This window comes from Pseudoalteromonas sp. Scap25 (assembly GCF_013394125.1).
GTDB lineage: Bacteria > Pseudomonadota > Gammaproteobacteria > Enterobacterales > Alteromonadaceae > Pseudoalteromonas.
In genome coordinates this window covers 2,888,535-2,903,769 of the sequence record NZ_CP041327.1, presented here as the reverse complement: position 1 = coordinate 2,903,769, position 15,235 = coordinate 2,888,535, and the positions used below count along the sequence as shown (strand labels likewise).

Genomic DNA, 15,235 nt, shown 5'->3' with positions numbered 1-15,235 from the left:
TGTCCTTACTTTAAGTAGTTTGACATTATTGCATTAACATCTATCTTCTCTAACCCTGAGTTGTAGATTTGTTGCCATTTTTTTCCTTCGGCATCGTTTCTAAATGCAATATAAAGGCTTTTATCTTCAAGTAATGTTTCATTCATTGATACTTTACTTTTCATGCTTGCCAGTGATTTATCAGTACTTAGTAAATAATTAAGCACATTGGCATCAATAACTGCTGCATCAATTCTACCAGCTGCAACTTTTTTGATATTTAGTACATCGGAGGGGACTGCATCACCCTTTATCGAACCCGCGGCAATCATATCGTCAAGCTCTTTAGTATTTACATAATCTTGCACCACACCTATACGCTTACCAGCTAAATCACTGGTAGTAGAGAAAGTGATAGGTTTTACATTGTTTTGTACTAACCCAAGTGGACCTGTACCTGTTGGATTTGAAAATACAAAATCAGACGTGTCATGCATATACTCAGGAAAATAACCAACATACTTTGAATTTGCTTGAGCTGCAGAATTAACTGCGCGAGACCATGGGAAAAAGTCTACAACAAGCTCGTGCCCTTCAGCTTTAAATGCGGCTTTTGCTACAGCAACAGATGCACCTTGTTGATCGAGTGATTTATCAGCATAAGGCGGCCAAGCTAATGACGTTAAGTAAACGGTATCGGCACAGACTAAGTTTGAAAAACCTAATAATATTAATAGTAATAATGTTTTCATAGCGTAACCTTAAAAGTTAAATGTTCTTGATACTGAAAGAAGTATAGTCGAGTCACCATAGGTGTCTAAGTCTGTGTCTTCATAGCTGGCCGATAAGTTCCAGTCGTTGATAGTGTAATTAGCACCAACACGCCAATGAATATAGTTATCATCATCAGCTTCCCACTGCCATTTGTCGTCATCATGGCTGAGTGAGTAGTCGGCACCTATATCAATCGAAAAAGCATCATTAATGGGAAAGTTGTGCGTGATCATTACAATGCTGTGGCCAGCACCCGTACCAAAGTAATCCCATGCATGCCAGAAGTTTAGATTAGTATTACCATAATTGAACTTAGCGTACGCTTCAGCATAGTTATAGTCTGAGCTAAAGTCCTCGCCATGGTAGGTGTATTGAGCTATGCCTACGTCAAGGTTTATAGAATCGTTTAGTCTAGTAAAATAACCTAAATAACCGTCTGCTTCTATGTCTGTACCTTCTCCAAAGTCGACATTTGAACCCCAAACACCAGCATAAAAACCAGTGTCTCCAGCCCAGTCAAAACTAGCCTGTAGGGCGGGGTCCTCTTGAGTTTGGCTAACACCATTGAATAAATAATCAGAAACAACAGTTACTGTTGCCGAAGTTGCCGCAAGTGATGAAGTTGAGCAAAGTAGGAATGAGCTAAGTAATAATTTTTTCATAATTTAACGTTTTAAAAAGGAATATTATTATTAGCTTAGTACAAGTTTATAGATTTTGAAAAATAGTCAGTGATAAGGGTCTGTTGACCTTTGTGGATTAAAATTTGTTCAAACTAGGAGCGGTTTAATCGCGGCGCGAGGTTTGTAACCTAGTGGGCTTGATAACTGCTCCTGCGTTATTCTACTGGCTTACATCCATGTAAGAATGAGTAAAAACCGAGCAAAAAAGAGTAAATCGTCCCTAGGCAGAACCCTTTGGGCAGCGCCTGTTTGTTATTGATGCTGCGTTATCGCCTATTTGTGGGGAATACCACACCACCTAGGCTCTGCCTTGCCTAAATACCAAACAAACTGCTGCAAATTCAACTTTGAAAGGTCAACAGATCCTAATACTTAGTGGCGCTTAAAGTTACTAAATTTAAACGCCAGTTTAATTTATTGGGCGTTAGGAAAACCAAGTTGGCGCCAAGATTCATACACAAACACAGCTACTGCATTAGATAGGTTCATACTGCGACTATCGGCTTGCATAGGAATACGAACACGTTGCTCATTGGGTAATGCTTGGATCATTTCATCAGGCAAACCTCGAGTCTCAGGACCAAATACCAAACAGTCACCCGCTTCATACTGTGCTTGGTGATGAAATTGACTACCTTTAGTAGTGCACGCATACACTTTTTTAGGCTGGCACTTTTCTAAGTAAGCTTCAAATGAAGCATGGCGTTGCACATGGCTAAATTCGTGATAATCAAGGCCAGCGCGTTTTACACGTTTGTCATCCCACTCAAACCCCAATGGTTCAATTAAATGAAGTGCAAAGCCTGTATTGGCACATAAACGAATGATATTCCCGGTGTTAGGCGGAATTTCAGGTTGGTATAAAACAATATCCAGCACAATAAGCCCTATAAAATCTTTAATTTGACGAGCTCAGTATACACGAACAATGAATAAAAAATGATATACTGAAAACATTAAATACAGCTTACAGCGGAAAGATACGTGCATAATCGCAGTTATGAATTTTGGGTTAAAGCCTCTAGCATAGTGACCATGGTTATGGTCAGCCTAATGATTGCGACCAAGGCATGGGCGTGGCTAGCGTCGGGTTCTGCGTCAATGCTTGGCTCATTAACCGACTCATTAATGGATATCACAGCAACGTTAATGAGCTTTTTGGTTTTATCGTACGCGCTGCGTCCTGCGGATGACGACCACCGATTTGGCCACGGTAAAGCAGAGGCGCTTGCAGGGTTAGGGCAGGCCGCTTTTATTGCAGGCTCGGGTTGTTTATTGGCGTTTCATGGTATTGAGCGTCTCATTAACCCCGTAGAGCTGACGCATTCATTATTAGGTGTATGGGTGAGTATTTTTGCCATAGTGTGTACATTAGTGATTGTGTATGTGCAAAATAAAGTCGTAAAGTATACAGAATCAATCGCTATAAAAGCAGATTCTGTGCACTACAAAGGCGATTTAATTTTAAATGCAGCGGTGCTACTTGCTATTTTACTTGCTTATTATGGGGTGCTGTATGCTGATCCGTTATTTGCCATAGGTGTGGCAGGATATTTACTTTATAACAGCTGGGATATAGCAACCGAGAGTGCCTCACACTTAATGGATAAAGAGCTACCCGATGAAGAAAAGCAAAGTATTTTTGAAATAGCCCGTAATCATAATGACGTTTATGGGGTGCACGGTATTCGTACTCGACAAGGTGGTAAAGTTAAATTTATTCAGCTGCATTTAGAGCTTGATGACAATTTACCACTTATTCGTGCCCATAAAGTAGCAGACGAAGTGGAAGCCATGATCACTCAGCAGTTTGAATCACAAGTGGATATATTGATTCATCTAGATCCGCTCTCGCTTAGTCGTTAACCTAATCTGAACTCTGCTTGAGATAGATTTATTATCTATAATTGAGGTTAATTTACAGACTCGCAAAATTTATACAGGCTAGTTAGCAGTGATTGGCGGATATCATCACGTTCAAAAAACAGCTCGTGCTTAGCTCCTTTAAACTGCTTGATTAGGGTATTTTTATGCCTACTTGCGAGCTTATGTTGGGCTTGATTATCAACCACTTCGTCATTTTCTGCGCTGGCTATAAATAGTGGGGTGGTTATAGATAGCTTATCGAGTGCTTTAATGAACGAAAAAACGGTATGCAGCCAACCATAAGTCACACCACCTAATTGTAATAGTGGGGTTTGCTGATAAGTTGCCCTAAATTGCTCGTAACGTATTTGACTACTGGTTAAAGTATTAAGCGCAAACTCTTCAGCTGAATAATCGCTTTGCCCTAGTGCATAACATCCTGAGAAACCTAATAATGACGCACTCGCAGCGATAAACTGTGCAATTGGTTTGGGTATTCCTTTGGTATAAATATCAAACATGGGCGCCGATAAAAACGCTCCACTAAAATCATGTGAATAGCGTGCTAAGTAATCAAACGCAATGGCGCCGCCCATTGAATGGCTAAGTAGTAGTTTTTTACCTTGCCAGTGCTGCTGCACCACTTTTTCATTAAACTGGTTAAGATCGTGACTGTAATCTTCAAATTGTTTTACGTAACCTTTGTGGGGGTTTTTTAATAACCGATAAGAGCGACCTTGGCCTTGGTGATCAACAATAAACACAGCAAAATTATTACAATAAAGCTCCCAAAGTAGCTCTTTGTATTTATCGAGTCCTTCAATACGCCCTGAACTAATAACAATGGCTGTATGAGCATTTTTAGGTTTGGCATAAGCATAAAATAATTCCCCAGCTGCTGTGTTTAAATACGCTTTTTTAAGCGTATTAGTATAAAACTCAGTAATTGCAGACAGGTTATTTTCAAGCTCGCTTTCAGTGCTATAAAACATGGTCTCTCTTTTGTATTGGTAAGCTTACTTCAACGCATAATCCGCCAGCGCCTTTGTTTGATAAAACTAAATTTCCGCCATGCGCTATTACCGCATTTTTTGCAATGGCTAACCCTAACCCTGTCCCTCCACTGTGTCGGTCGCGGGCATCTGATTGCCTAAAAAACGGTTCACACAACTTATCGAGTTGCGCTTTAGGTACGCCTGGGCCGTCATCACATATTTGTATGTATATGGTATCACTGTGTTTTAAGCTAATACTAATAGTATGTTGTGCATATTTAATGGCGTTGCGCAGAATGTTCTCTAAGGCACTGGCAATCAACATTTCGTCGCACTCTATATTTACTTCAACATTACCATGTACAATTAAGGTTTTATTGTGCTGTTTTGCTTCAAACTGAGCATCGTTTATTACATGGTCAACAATCACTTGCAGCGACTGTGTTTGCAGCGATAAAGGTTGGCTATTGGCTTCTAAGCGCGATATCTGCAATACATCGGCTATCATTTTATCCAGTTGGTTAGCTTCTTTTTCAATACGCAACAAATAAGATTGATTTTCCTCACTTGCCTGCATTTGTGCAAGTCCTGTAGCCATTTTTAAACGGGTTAGCGGGGAGCGTAATTCATGGGATATATCGGCTAATAAACGTTTTTGAGCGCTAAGCAGTTGCTCTAGTTGATCGGCCATCCGGTTAAAGTCGCGCCCTAAAACTCCAAGTTCATCTTTTCGCTGACTATTTATTGTTGCACGCGCACTTAAATCGCCGTTTGAGAGCCTGATAGCGGCTTGTTTTAAGCTATTTATAGGGGCAATTAAGTTACGGCTAAATAAAAAGCTAAGCGTAAGCGAGGCAATAATTGCCATGGTAATTTTTAACCAAACGGGTAATAATCTTAAGCGAATAAAGAGCGGTCGCTGCTGATTGATATCGATTTCATATAACTCAAATTCCCCTTCAGGAACCCGAATGCGCACAGGGCCAAAAGCTTGGTAATATTCAGTAAAAATAACCTGTGGTGGCATGCCCTTACTAAAGTTAAGTAAGCTTAAATCAATATTGTTCTCAACATTTTTACTGATCAACACTTCATCGCTATTTTGTGAATTTAAATAAAGCAACTTACGTTTCGTTAAACGCGGATGAGTAATAATGTCATTAATAGAGCGCTTGTGTTTATGTGCGCTACGCTCTATACCTCGTGCCAAATATTCTAGATTTTTTTGCATCGGCCCTTGTAGTGGATCATGGCTAATGGCGTTTATTAGTGAAATATTACTCAAGAAAAAGAGCGCTGTAAAAGTGCCAATAATGGTCAGCCAAAACCACGTAAACACTTTAAAAAACAGATAATGTCGTGGGTGGCGTAGCCAACTAAAGCGCAGAGCTTTATTCTCCTTGGATGAAGACATAACCCGTTCCCCTCATTGTTTTAATTTTATCGCCCTCAATATGCTCGGCTATTTTTTTACGAATATTACTCACATGCATATCTATAGAGCGGTCAAAAGATGCTAAGCGTCTGCCTAATACATCTTCGCTTATTTGCTCTTTGCTAATTACATCAGGCGCGTGTTTTATCAATAAAGCGAGTATTTCGTATTCGGTGCCCGTTAATGTGAGGGGGATGTTATTAATACTGGCCTCTCGCGCAGCAAAATTAATAGTAATACCATTTAAAGAGAGCTTTTTATTAGTGTTATTACTTACACTATTAATATGTTCAATGCGGCGAGTAATTGCTTTTACGCGGGCTAGTAGTTCTCTGTGATTAAAAGGCTTTGGTATGTAGTCGTCAGCGCCGAGTTCTAAACCAAAAATACGGTCAAAGTCTTCTCCTTTAGCGGTCAGCATAATCACCGGTGTTAATTTACTTTGCCTGAGTTGTTTCAGTACTTCAAAGCCATCTATAGAGGGCAACATGACGTCTAGTAATATAAGCGCGTAATCGTTTTGCAAGGCAAGCTCTAAGCCTTGTTGACCATCATGTGCGGTTTGAATGCTAAAGCCTTGTGCACTTAGGTATTCGCTTAATAATTCGCATAAACCGGTGTCATCATCAATCATTAATAGTTTCATATATAAAGCCTTACGAGCTGTTAATGGTTTTATTTTACGCGTTTAATGTATCAATAGTTAGTCTTTACATAACCTTTACACTGCTTTGCGTTACTTTTCATTGAACCAGTTATAGTGAACATACTGGTTAGCAGCCAACAACCAATCCAATATTAAGGTGATGATTATGACTAAAGTAAACACGTTATCAAAATTAGTACTCATTTGCGGTTTAACAGCGGCAACGCTCACTACGGGCAGCGTATTTGCAAAAGGCGATGGCTATAAACAAGGTCACTCTCAGGCGCGCTTTTTACTCTCTGAGCGAGCAGCAGATAAGCTGGCACTTACGCAAGAGCAACAAACACAACTAAAAGCGATTTTTACAGCGCAAAAAACGCAAATTAAAGCGCTAAGAAGCCAAGACAAAGACGCGCGCCAGGCACAGCGCCAAGCCTATAAAGAACAAATGGATGCGTTATTGTCAGCGCCAAATTTTGACGAAAATGCAGCGAAAGAGTTATTAACTGCACGCCAAGATAAGAAACAGCAATTGGGGTTAATTAAATTAAAAACCCAGCATCAAGTAATGCAACTACTTAACGCTGAGCAAAAAGAGAAGTTAGCTAAAATTCAGCAGCGAATGACCAAAAAGCACCGCAAGCATAAAGCATAGCGTTTTAACACAAAGCAAAAAGCCAGCTAAATGCTGGCTTTTTTATATTACACGAGTGATTATTTAAAAAAGTCATCTTCATTTTTTGCCATCATTGCTTCAATGTCTTCAATCATGTCTTGATTGAATTCATCTGCAGAGGTGATGGGTGCTGAAATTTTATTATTTTCAAACGACCACTCACCTAAGTCAATAAGTTGGCAACGCTTTGAACAAAAAGGGCGGTGCGGACTTTGTGCTGACCATTCTACTTTTACTTTGCAGGTTGGGCAGTTAACCATAGTTGGCATAATTTACTCTCAAATTAATATAGGCTTGGCTGCTCAATTTATCGTTAAGCAACTAAGCATTTTATTTAAAAACTAGTAACGCGGTTTATCTCAGCCAGCGAGGTCACACCCTCTGCTGCTTTACGAATACCTGATAAACGCAAATTGTTATACCCTGCTTTAAGTGATACCTCAGCAATTTCTAATGAGTTACCACCACGCATTATAATTTGCGCTATTTCGGGGGTGATTTTCATAACCTCGTAAATACCAACACGGCCTTTATAGCCCTCAGTACAGCTTTCACAGCCTTTAGGGGCATACAAAACCATATCCTGTATTTGTTGTTCACTAAAGCCTTGGCGAATAAGCTCTTCACGGGGTAACTGCTCTGGTGTTTTACATTTAGAGCATAATCGGCGCGCTAATCGCTGAGCGATTATTAAGCTAATTGAACTGGCCACATTATACGCGGGTACGCCCATGTTTAATAAACGAGTTATGGTTTCAGGTGCAGAGTTAGTATGTAGCGTTGATAGTACTAAGTGACCGGTTTGTGCCGCTTTAATTGATATTTCAGCGGTTTCTAAATCTCGTATCTCACCTACCATTACTACATCGGGATCTTGGCGTAAGAACGCTCGTAAAGCATTAGCAAAGGTCATGTCGGCTTTAATGTTTATTTGTACCTGATTAACCCCTTCGAGGTTAATTTCTACCGGATCTTCGGCGGTACTGATGTTACGCTCTGGCTGATTGAGTATATTTAAACCCGTATACAGGGAGACGGTTTTACCTGAGCCAGTTGGACCGGTAACTAAAATCATCCCTTGTGGTTGCTCTAATGCATCGAGGTAGAGTTTTTTCTGCTCAGGTTCATAACCTAATACATCAATACCTAACATGGCACTTGATGAATCGAGGATACGCATTACAATTTTTTCGCCCCATAAGGTAGGCATGGTACTAACACGAAAATCAATACTTTTACGTTCTGTCACTTTGAGTTTTATACGGCCATCTTGTGGCTTACGTTTTTCAGCGATATCAAGGCGCGACATAACTTTTATACGGGCAGATAGCTTACTGGCCAAGGTGTTTGGCGGGCTGGCTACCTCATGTAAAATTCCGTCGATACGAAAGCGAATACGGTATTTATGTTCATAAGGTTCAAAGTGAAGATCCGAAGCGCCTTTTTTTATTGCGTCCATTAAAATTTTATTAATGTAGACAATAATAGGGGCGTCGTCTTTGTCATCGTCTTTTGGCGTATGGTCTTTTTGTGGCTCAGAATCTAGTTCAGCAAACTCTTTAAATTCATCCTCACTTAAATTTAAGCTACCTGCAGCATCCAGTAGTTGCTCAATTTTATTATCGAGTTGAATGTAGTCAACTACCACCACTTCACACGATAAACCGGTGCTAAATTCAAAGTTTTCAAAAGCGCCGTAATCGGTAGGATCTGAAGCGGCAATATATACTTTTCTGCCTTTTTGTACCAAAGGTAAAATATGATGCTTACGGATCAGCTTTTCTTTAACTAGCTCGGCAGGAATTTGTGCAACATTAAAATCTTTTAAATCAAAAAAAGGCACTCTAAACAAATCAATACATTGCTCAGCTAAATCGTTGCTATCTATTTTTCCGCATTTAGAAATAAGTTCTGCGGTTGACGCAAAGTCTTGCTGCCTGGCTTTTACGGTATCGGTATCGACACGGCCGAGGGTAATAAATTTTCTTAGTAACGGTGAGTTAATATTCATTGCGCACCTGATTTAATCCTTCTTTACTCAGCAATTTATCAGAAAAAAGAAAGGAATACATTAATCGTACCAATGCAGCAGATAATTTACCGATAAAAAATATCAGTTTATTGCGCTGTGATTGGGTCAGTCACTTTATATTGTAGACTTTGCTTGCTGTAAATAATAACTATGTAGCCTAAGTAAGTCTTGTTTTACATCGTTTAAATCGCGGTTATTATTTAAAATATCATCCGCTTTTTGTTGTTTATGCTCACGAGACATCTGTGCGTCAATAATTTGTTTTGCTTGTTCAGAGCTAATATTGTCACGTTTTGTGGTGCGGGTAATTTGTATTTCTACTGGTACATCAATTAGTAAAGTACGATTACAGTAGCGATCAAGCTCATTTTCAAATAATAGCGGGGCAACTAAAACCACATAGTCGCTTTGCGCGTTTTTTAAATCAATAATAAGCTGAGTGCGTATTAAAGGATGCAACAGCGCATTGAGCCATGTTTTTTGCTCAGGGTTACTAAAAATACGTGCTCTTAGCTCGCTACGGTTTAATGCGCCATGTTCATCGAGTATGTCAGAGCCAAAATGCTTAACAATGGCATTAAGTCCTTCTGAGCCAGGTTCAACCACTTGGCGAGCTACAATATCAGCATCAACAATAGTAATGCCTAGCTCTGCCAACATATCGCTAACTGCGGTTTTACCACAGCCAATCCCACCGGTTAGGCCCAGCACCCAGTTATTTTTATGGTGTTGTGTATTACTCATAGTTAGTAACCAATAAAATTAAAATAGCTGTTTTGTAGTTGTGTACCCCACAGCATAGTTATCCAACCGGCTATTGCTAAATAAGGACCAAAAGGAATAGGCGTTGCTTTGTCTTTACCTTGAATACTCAGCAGGGCAATGCCTATTACTGCGCCTACCACGCTTGAGAGTAAAATAATGGTCAATAACGATTGCCAACCTAGCAGTGCGCCAAATACAGCCAGTAATTTAAAGTCGCCATAACCCATACCTTCTTTGCCAGTAATTAGCTTAAACAGCCAAAACACACTCCACAAGCTTAAATAACCACATGCTGCACCAATAATAGCATCGCTAGGGGCTATGGTATAACCCATAACTGATGCGATTAATGCTAGCCATAAAAGCGGCAAAGTAAGCTGATCTGGCAGTAGCATGTGATCAATATCAATAAAAGTCAGTGCTACCAATGCCCAAGTCACTACAATGTACAATAAAGCCTGCTCAGTTGCGCCAAAAGTGTAAGCAACAACTAGGCTTAAAATAGCGGTAATGGCTTCAACGATTGGGTAACGAATTGAAATTGGGTTATCACAGGTTGCGCATTTACCTTTTAAAAATAACCAACTAATAATGGGGATATTTTGCCACGGTTTAATCGCCGCTTTGCACTTTGGGCAACATGAATTGGGTTTAACTAAGTTAAACGTGTTAGTCGTTTGTTCAGTGGTCTGTTTAGCCTTTGGGCTGGTTAGTTCATCGGCTAATAATAAGCGGCATTCAGTTTGCCATTCTTTTTGCATCATTAGCGGCAAGCGATAAATCACCACATTTAAAAAGCTACCAATACATAAACTCACTAGGCCAATCGTGGTTAAGTAAAACCATAAATGGTTTTGCATCGTGGCGGTGATATCAATAAAAAAACTTTGCATTTATTTTACCTAAAACTAAATTCTGTGTTGATAATACAGTGGTTTTATATAAGTGCAAAGTTAGGGTTTAGGATGTTAGGTTCGAGGTTCAAGGTTCAAGGTTCAAGGTGTAAGGTTTTAGGCCTATAACCCGAAGCTCGTTGCTCGTGAACCTAAAACCGAAATAAAATCTTAAAAGGACGCGGGGTTAAATAACTGAACCTAGTTGGAATATAGGTAAGTACATGGCCACAATTAAGCCACCCACTAATACGCCGAGCACTGCCATTATTAACGGCTCAAGTAAGCTCGATAGACCATCTACCGCGTCATCTACTTCTTGCTCGTAGATAGTGGCAACTTTAGCCAGCATGCCATCAAGCGAACCTGATTCTTCACCAATGGCGACCATTTGCACTACCATATCGGGGAATATTTTTGAATTTCGCATCGCCCAGTTCATTTGATTACCTGAACTTACCTCGGCTTTTATTTCTAAAATAGCATAACGGTAAACCGCATTACCTGAGGCACCGGCTGCAGAATCCAAAGCATCCACCAATGGTACACCCGCAGCAAAAGTGGTCGATAAAGTCCGCGCATAACGTGCCACGGCCGCTTTATTTAAAATCATGCCGACAACCGGAAGCTTCAGTATGGCGCGATCGGTGGCATCACGCAACTTTAAGCTTCTTAAATGGGCTTCTTTAAATAGATAACCAAAGGCAACAACTGCAATGAGCGCTATCCACCAGTTTGTTTGCATAAATTCTGATATACCAATCACAAATAAGGTAAAGGCAGGCAGTTCAGCACCAAAGCCAGCGAAAATATCTTGAAATTGTGGTACTACAAAAATAAGTAATATGGAGGTTACAATCAACGCCACCACCAATACCGCAATAGGGTAAAACATGGCTTTTCTAATTTTTGATTTAAGCGCTTCTGATTTTTCTTTATAAAGGGCTACGCGGTCAAATATTTTATCCAAAGAGCCCGATTGCTCACCTGATGCTACTAAATCGCAATATAAATCATCAAAATAACGGGGATGCTTTCTGAGTGCCATTGATAATGGTTGCCCTGCTTTAACCTCATCACCAATTGTTTCCATGAGTTTACTCACGCTTTTATTGGTAGAACCTGAGCCTATCATCTCAATTGATTGAATCAGTGGTACACCCGCCATCAGCATGGTAGCTATTTGCCGAGTAACTAAAGCAATGTCTTTTGGGGTGATTTTTTGCACACTTTGCAAACCAAACAAGGGTTTGGCTTTGCGTTTTACTTTTGAGGGGGTAATGCCTTGTTTGCGTAACTGGGCTTTGACCAAAGCAATACTAGAACCAATTAGTTCTCCCTCAAGCTTTTTTCCTCGAGCACTAACCCCGATCCATTGAAAAGTATCTTTTTGGTTTGGCTCTTTTTTCATATTTTAATTTACTTGTATTATTTTAATTAAGGCTGAGTACTAGGTATTCAGCCTTGAAATGATGCTATCTACAGCTTGATGGTCTATAGGCCGCAGCTAAAGTACCTGTAGTACAGTCCCAACTTAAAGAGTTTGCAGGAACAGTTCCACTTGTTAAATCTGCACCACCAGCTTGCGGTCTCAATATAATTGTACCGCCGCCTGCTCTAGCTGTGTATGTTATTGTTACATAACCTGTTGCGCCTGCGATTGCTACGCTTGTAACATTATCTGTTGCTGTTGGTGCTGTCCAACCTTGATCTAATGCATTTCCATTCATAGAATTTTCAGCAACAGCTGTCTTAGCTGCTGAAGCCAATGACAATCCATCAGTTACACGTGCTCTGATGGTATAGTCTTGATAAGCAGGTAGTGCAACTGCTGCTAAAATACCGATGATTGCTACTACAATCATTAATTCAATTAGGGTGAAACCCTTTTGGTTTTGTTGTGTCATTGTTTGCATGTTTCCTCTCCTAAAGGATAATGTTGCGGTAAGCCAAACGGGTATAAATTATAAATATAACTTATGTTGTTTACTTAACCTGTTACTACAAAAAATAAAATCATTTTTGCCAAGTGGCATTTTAGCACCATTGGTAATCACTATTTTAAAATTATTACCTTAAAGCAATGACCCAAAAGTAATGCACAGCATGGCGGTTATTCGTTTCTCGTCCCTTATTTGAGTATAAACCTAACCATTAAAAGTTAGTTATAACCCGCTTAAGTTACAAGTTAATTATAAAAATAAACCTTGTCGTTTATTTTTATTCTGTCCCTTACAAATGCTTCTCCATTCTTTTTAACTAATTAAGTATTTAAAACTAGTCAATATGAATGAGTCTAACACTGTTTATTGCGCTTTTGTATTTAAAAACTTTATAAAAAACGCCTTTATTTAATAACTTGTTACAAATAGTCCTTTAGGATTATTTAATGCTCTTTTTTAAAAGCTGTCAATCAATTAGCGCAAGAAACTATAAATAGTTTTTACATTATTTATTCAAATCGCATCGATAAATCGATTGATTGTAAATTTTTTGTAAGCGCTCCACTTGAGATAAAGTCGACCCCAGCTTGTGAGTAGGCTTTGAGCGTTTCCAAGGTCATATTGCCTGATACTTCTAATTTAGCGCGCTTATTTGTAATGGTAACCGCTTGGCGTATTTGCTCAGGATTAAAATTATCTAGCATTATAATGTCGGCGCCTGCGTCAATGGCTTGCTCTAGCTCATCAAACGATTCAACCTCAACCTCTATAAGTTTATCGGCATGATTTAGCTTAGCTTGAGCTACTGCGTTATTAATTCCTCCGCAGGCTGCTATGTGGTTTTCTTTAATTAAAAACGCATCAAACAATCCAATTCGGTGGTTTGCACCGCCGCCACACTTAACTGCATATTTTTGCAATGCTCTTAGCCCCGGAATGGTTTTACGGGTATCGAGTAGTTGCGTGCTAGTGCCACTGAGCTCTTTTACATAATGTGCTGTGGTGGTGGCTGTGCCTGAAAGCGTTTGTACAAAATTAAGTGCAGTTCGCTCAGCCGTTAAAATAGCGCGTGCAGAGCCTGATGCAGTAAATAGGGTGCTATTGGCACTAACTAAGTCGCCGTCGTTCACGCATATATTTACAACTACACTTGGGTCGACTTGTTTAAATACTTCAATAATAAGGTCTTTACCACAAAAAACACAGTCTTCACGGGTGATCACTTTCGCATTGGCTTGCTCTGCTTGAGGAATAAGCTGTGCGGTAATGTCGCCTTGTTCTGCGCTTTGGTTATTTAGGTCTTCATCCAGGGCTAAGGTAACAAGTTGGCTAATTAGGGTATGCGAAATAGACATGAAAAAGCTCATAGTAGATAATTAATTAACTAAATTTTACTCTGTTTAATTACTAAATAGAAGCCGCTAACAACTAAACTAAAAATTAACGCGCTAATCATATTTTATGGTTTGGTATTACGCTATCTTTATGTGGTTAAATCTATTAGCATCTTGATATACATCAATTTTGGTTGATTAACCTGAGCTCTAGATAATAAATCTATCTCAAGCTGCTATTTTGAGCAAACACTGTGTTGAATATATTTACAATAGTGTTTTAAATTTTTCGGCAACGGGCAACGGGCAACGGGCAACGGGCAATGGACTTGACACCAATCCCTACCATTTTACTCAAAGAGCATTTGACATCGGGCATATAAGTTTAAATCAAATAGTATGAAAATAGATTCTTTAGGCGTTATAAATAATATTACCCAGCGTGCGTGTAGCCACTTTGACGAGCGACCTGCTCACAGCGATATTTCGCTGCTGGTTATTCATAATATTTCATTACCAGCAGGGGAGTTTAACACCCCCTACGTTGATGATTTATTTATGGGGAATATTGATTGCAATGCACATTCTAGCTTCAGTGATTTAGCAGGACTTAGGGTATCAGCGCATTGTTTTATTAAGCGCTGTGGCGAAGTTATACAATATGTGCCTTTTGAAAAACGTGCATGGCACGCGGGGCGTTCCTGCTTTGCTGGGCAACAAAATTGTAATGATTTTAGTATAGGTATAGAGCTTGAGGGCACAGATACAACTAACTATACCGATGGTCAATATCAAAGTTTAGCTGCATTGGCGCAGGCTATTATGCAGCGCTACCCAAAAATAACAGCCAGTAATATAGTGGGGCATTGCGATATTGCCCCTGGGCGAAAAACTGACCCCGGAGCGAGTTTTAACTGGCGTAAGTTTTTTAACCTAATTAAATAACTAGGGTCTGTTGACCTTTCAAGGTTAAATTTGCAGCAGTCTGTTTGGTATTTAGGCAAGGCAGCGCCTATGTGGTGTGGTTATTCCCCATAAATAGGCGATAACGTAGCATCAATGCCAAACAGGCGCTGCCCTTCGGGTTCTGCCTAGGGAGGATTTACTCTTTGTTGCTCGGTTTTGACTTAGCCCACTAGGTTACAAACCTCGCGCCGCGATTAAATCGCCCCTAGTTTGAACAAATTATAATCCGCAAAGGTCAACAGACCCTA

16 protein-coding genes are annotated in these 15,235 nt (G+C 39.8%); 3 read left to right on the top strand and 13 right to left on the bottom strand.

The features are described from left to right. Window positions 1-5 precede the first annotated feature (5 nt). The 3 genes from FLM54_RS13410 to trmL form a co-directional block, all read right to left on the bottom strand. Window positions 6-731 carry a substrate-binding periplasmic protein gene (locus FLM54_RS13410; RefSeq protein WP_138609611.1) on the bottom strand — a complete coding sequence of 242 codons (726 nt, stop codon included), beginning with the start codon at window positions 729-731 and terminating at the stop codon, window positions 6-8. Between the two features lie 9 nt (window positions 732-740). Beyond that, the gene (locus FLM54_RS13405; RefSeq protein WP_178956627.1) at window positions 741-1,415 is read right to left on the bottom strand and encodes a TorF family putative porin; all 675 of its coding nucleotides are present in this window, start codon (window positions 1,413-1,415) and stop codon (window positions 741-743) included. 435 nt (window positions 1,416-1,850) lie between these two features. Next, entirely contained in the window at window positions 1,851-2,315 is a 465-nt protein-coding gene (trmL, locus tag FLM54_RS13400; RefSeq protein ID WP_178956626.1) for a tRNA (uridine(34)/cytosine(34)/5-carboxymethylaminomethyluridine(34)-2'-O)-methyltransferase TrmL, read from the bottom strand. A gap of 156 nt (window positions 2,316-2,471) precedes the next feature. Here trmL and FLM54_RS13395 point away from each other — a divergent pair, with 156 nt between their 5' ends. Continuing rightward, the gene (locus FLM54_RS13395; protein ID WP_178956870.1) at window positions 2,472-3,302 is read left to right on the top strand and encodes a cation diffusion facilitator family transporter; all 831 of its coding nucleotides are present in this window, start codon (window positions 2,472-2,474) and stop codon (window positions 3,300-3,302) included. 47 nt (window positions 3,303-3,349) lie between these two features. Here the strand turns inward: FLM54_RS13395 and FLM54_RS13390 are convergent, their stop codons facing one another. The 3 genes from FLM54_RS13390 to FLM54_RS13380 are packed head-to-tail and all read right to left on the bottom strand — an operon-like array spanning window position 3,350 to window position 6,378. Beyond that, on the bottom strand, window positions 3,350-4,294 hold the full coding sequence (locus FLM54_RS13390; RefSeq protein ID WP_178956625.1) for an alpha/beta fold hydrolase: 945 nt from the start codon (window positions 4,292-4,294) through the stop codon (window positions 3,350-3,352). Then, window positions 4,284-5,711, bottom strand: coding sequence for an ATP-binding protein (locus FLM54_RS13385; RefSeq protein WP_178956624.1), 1,428 nt, complete (start codon window positions 5,709-5,711; stop codon window positions 4,284-4,286). Before FLM54_RS13385 ends, FLM54_RS13390 begins: the two co-directional genes overlap by 11 nt. After that, the gene (locus FLM54_RS13380) at window positions 5,689-6,378 is read right to left on the bottom strand and encodes a response regulator (protein ID WP_178956623.1); all 690 of its coding nucleotides are present in this window, start codon (window positions 6,376-6,378) and stop codon (window positions 5,689-5,691) included. Before FLM54_RS13380 ends, FLM54_RS13385 begins: the two co-directional genes overlap by 23 nt. A 166-nt stretch (window positions 6,379-6,544) precedes the next feature. Here FLM54_RS13380 and FLM54_RS13375 point away from each other — a divergent pair, with 166 nt between their 5' ends. Further along, window positions 6,545-7,033 carry a periplasmic heavy metal sensor gene (locus FLM54_RS13375; RefSeq protein WP_138605552.1) on the top strand — a complete coding sequence of 163 codons (489 nt, stop codon included), beginning with the start codon at window positions 6,545-6,547 and terminating at the stop codon, window positions 7,031-7,033. 59 nt (window positions 7,034-7,092) lie between these two features. Here FLM54_RS13375 and yacG read toward each other — a convergent pair whose 3' ends face one another. The 7 genes from yacG to nadC all read right to left on the bottom strand — a co-directional run bounded on the left by yacG (window position 7,093) and on the right by nadC (window position 14,042). Next, a complete protein-coding gene (gene yacG, locus FLM54_RS13370; protein WP_054202591.1) occupies window positions 7,093-7,323 on the bottom strand; it encodes a DNA gyrase inhibitor YacG in 231 nt (76 codons plus the stop codon). Window positions 7,324-7,388: 65 nt separating this feature from the next. Next, entirely contained in the window at window positions 7,389-9,065 is a 1,677-nt protein-coding gene (gene pilB, locus FLM54_RS13365; RefSeq protein WP_178956622.1) for a type IV-A pilus assembly ATPase PilB, read from the bottom strand. Window positions 9,066-9,200: 135 nt separating this feature from the next. After that, entirely contained in the window at window positions 9,201-9,830 is a 630-nt protein-coding gene (gene coaE, locus FLM54_RS13360; protein ID WP_178956621.1) for a dephospho-CoA kinase, read from the bottom strand. Between the two features lie 2 nt (window positions 9,831-9,832). Next, the gene (locus tag FLM54_RS13355) at window positions 9,833-10,744 is read right to left on the bottom strand and encodes a prepilin peptidase (protein WP_178956620.1); all 912 of its coding nucleotides are present in this window, start codon (window positions 10,742-10,744) and stop codon (window positions 9,833-9,835) included. Window positions 10,745-10,931: 187 nt separating this feature from the next. Further along, a complete protein-coding gene (locus FLM54_RS13350; RefSeq protein ID WP_178956619.1) occupies window positions 10,932-12,155 on the bottom strand; it encodes a type II secretion system F family protein in 1,224 nt (407 codons plus the stop codon). 64 nt (window positions 12,156-12,219) lie between these two features. Beyond that, entirely contained in the window at window positions 12,220-12,660 is a 441-nt protein-coding gene (locus tag FLM54_RS13345) for a pilin (RefSeq protein ID WP_178956618.1), read from the bottom strand. 536 nt (window positions 12,661-13,196) lie between these two features. Continuing rightward, the gene (gene nadC, locus FLM54_RS13340; RefSeq protein ID WP_178956617.1) at window positions 13,197-14,042 is read right to left on the bottom strand and encodes a carboxylating nicotinate-nucleotide diphosphorylase; all 846 of its coding nucleotides are present in this window, start codon (window positions 14,040-14,042) and stop codon (window positions 13,197-13,199) included. A 378-nt stretch (window positions 14,043-14,420) separates the two neighbouring features. On the opposite strand from nadC, the gene ampD reads away from it, so the two are divergent. Beyond that, on the top strand, window positions 14,421-14,966 hold the full coding sequence (gene ampD, locus FLM54_RS13335) for a 1,6-anhydro-N-acetylmuramyl-L-alanine amidase AmpD (protein WP_178956616.1): 546 nt from the start codon (window positions 14,421-14,423) through the stop codon (window positions 14,964-14,966). Window positions 14,967-15,235 lie beyond the last annotated feature (269 nt).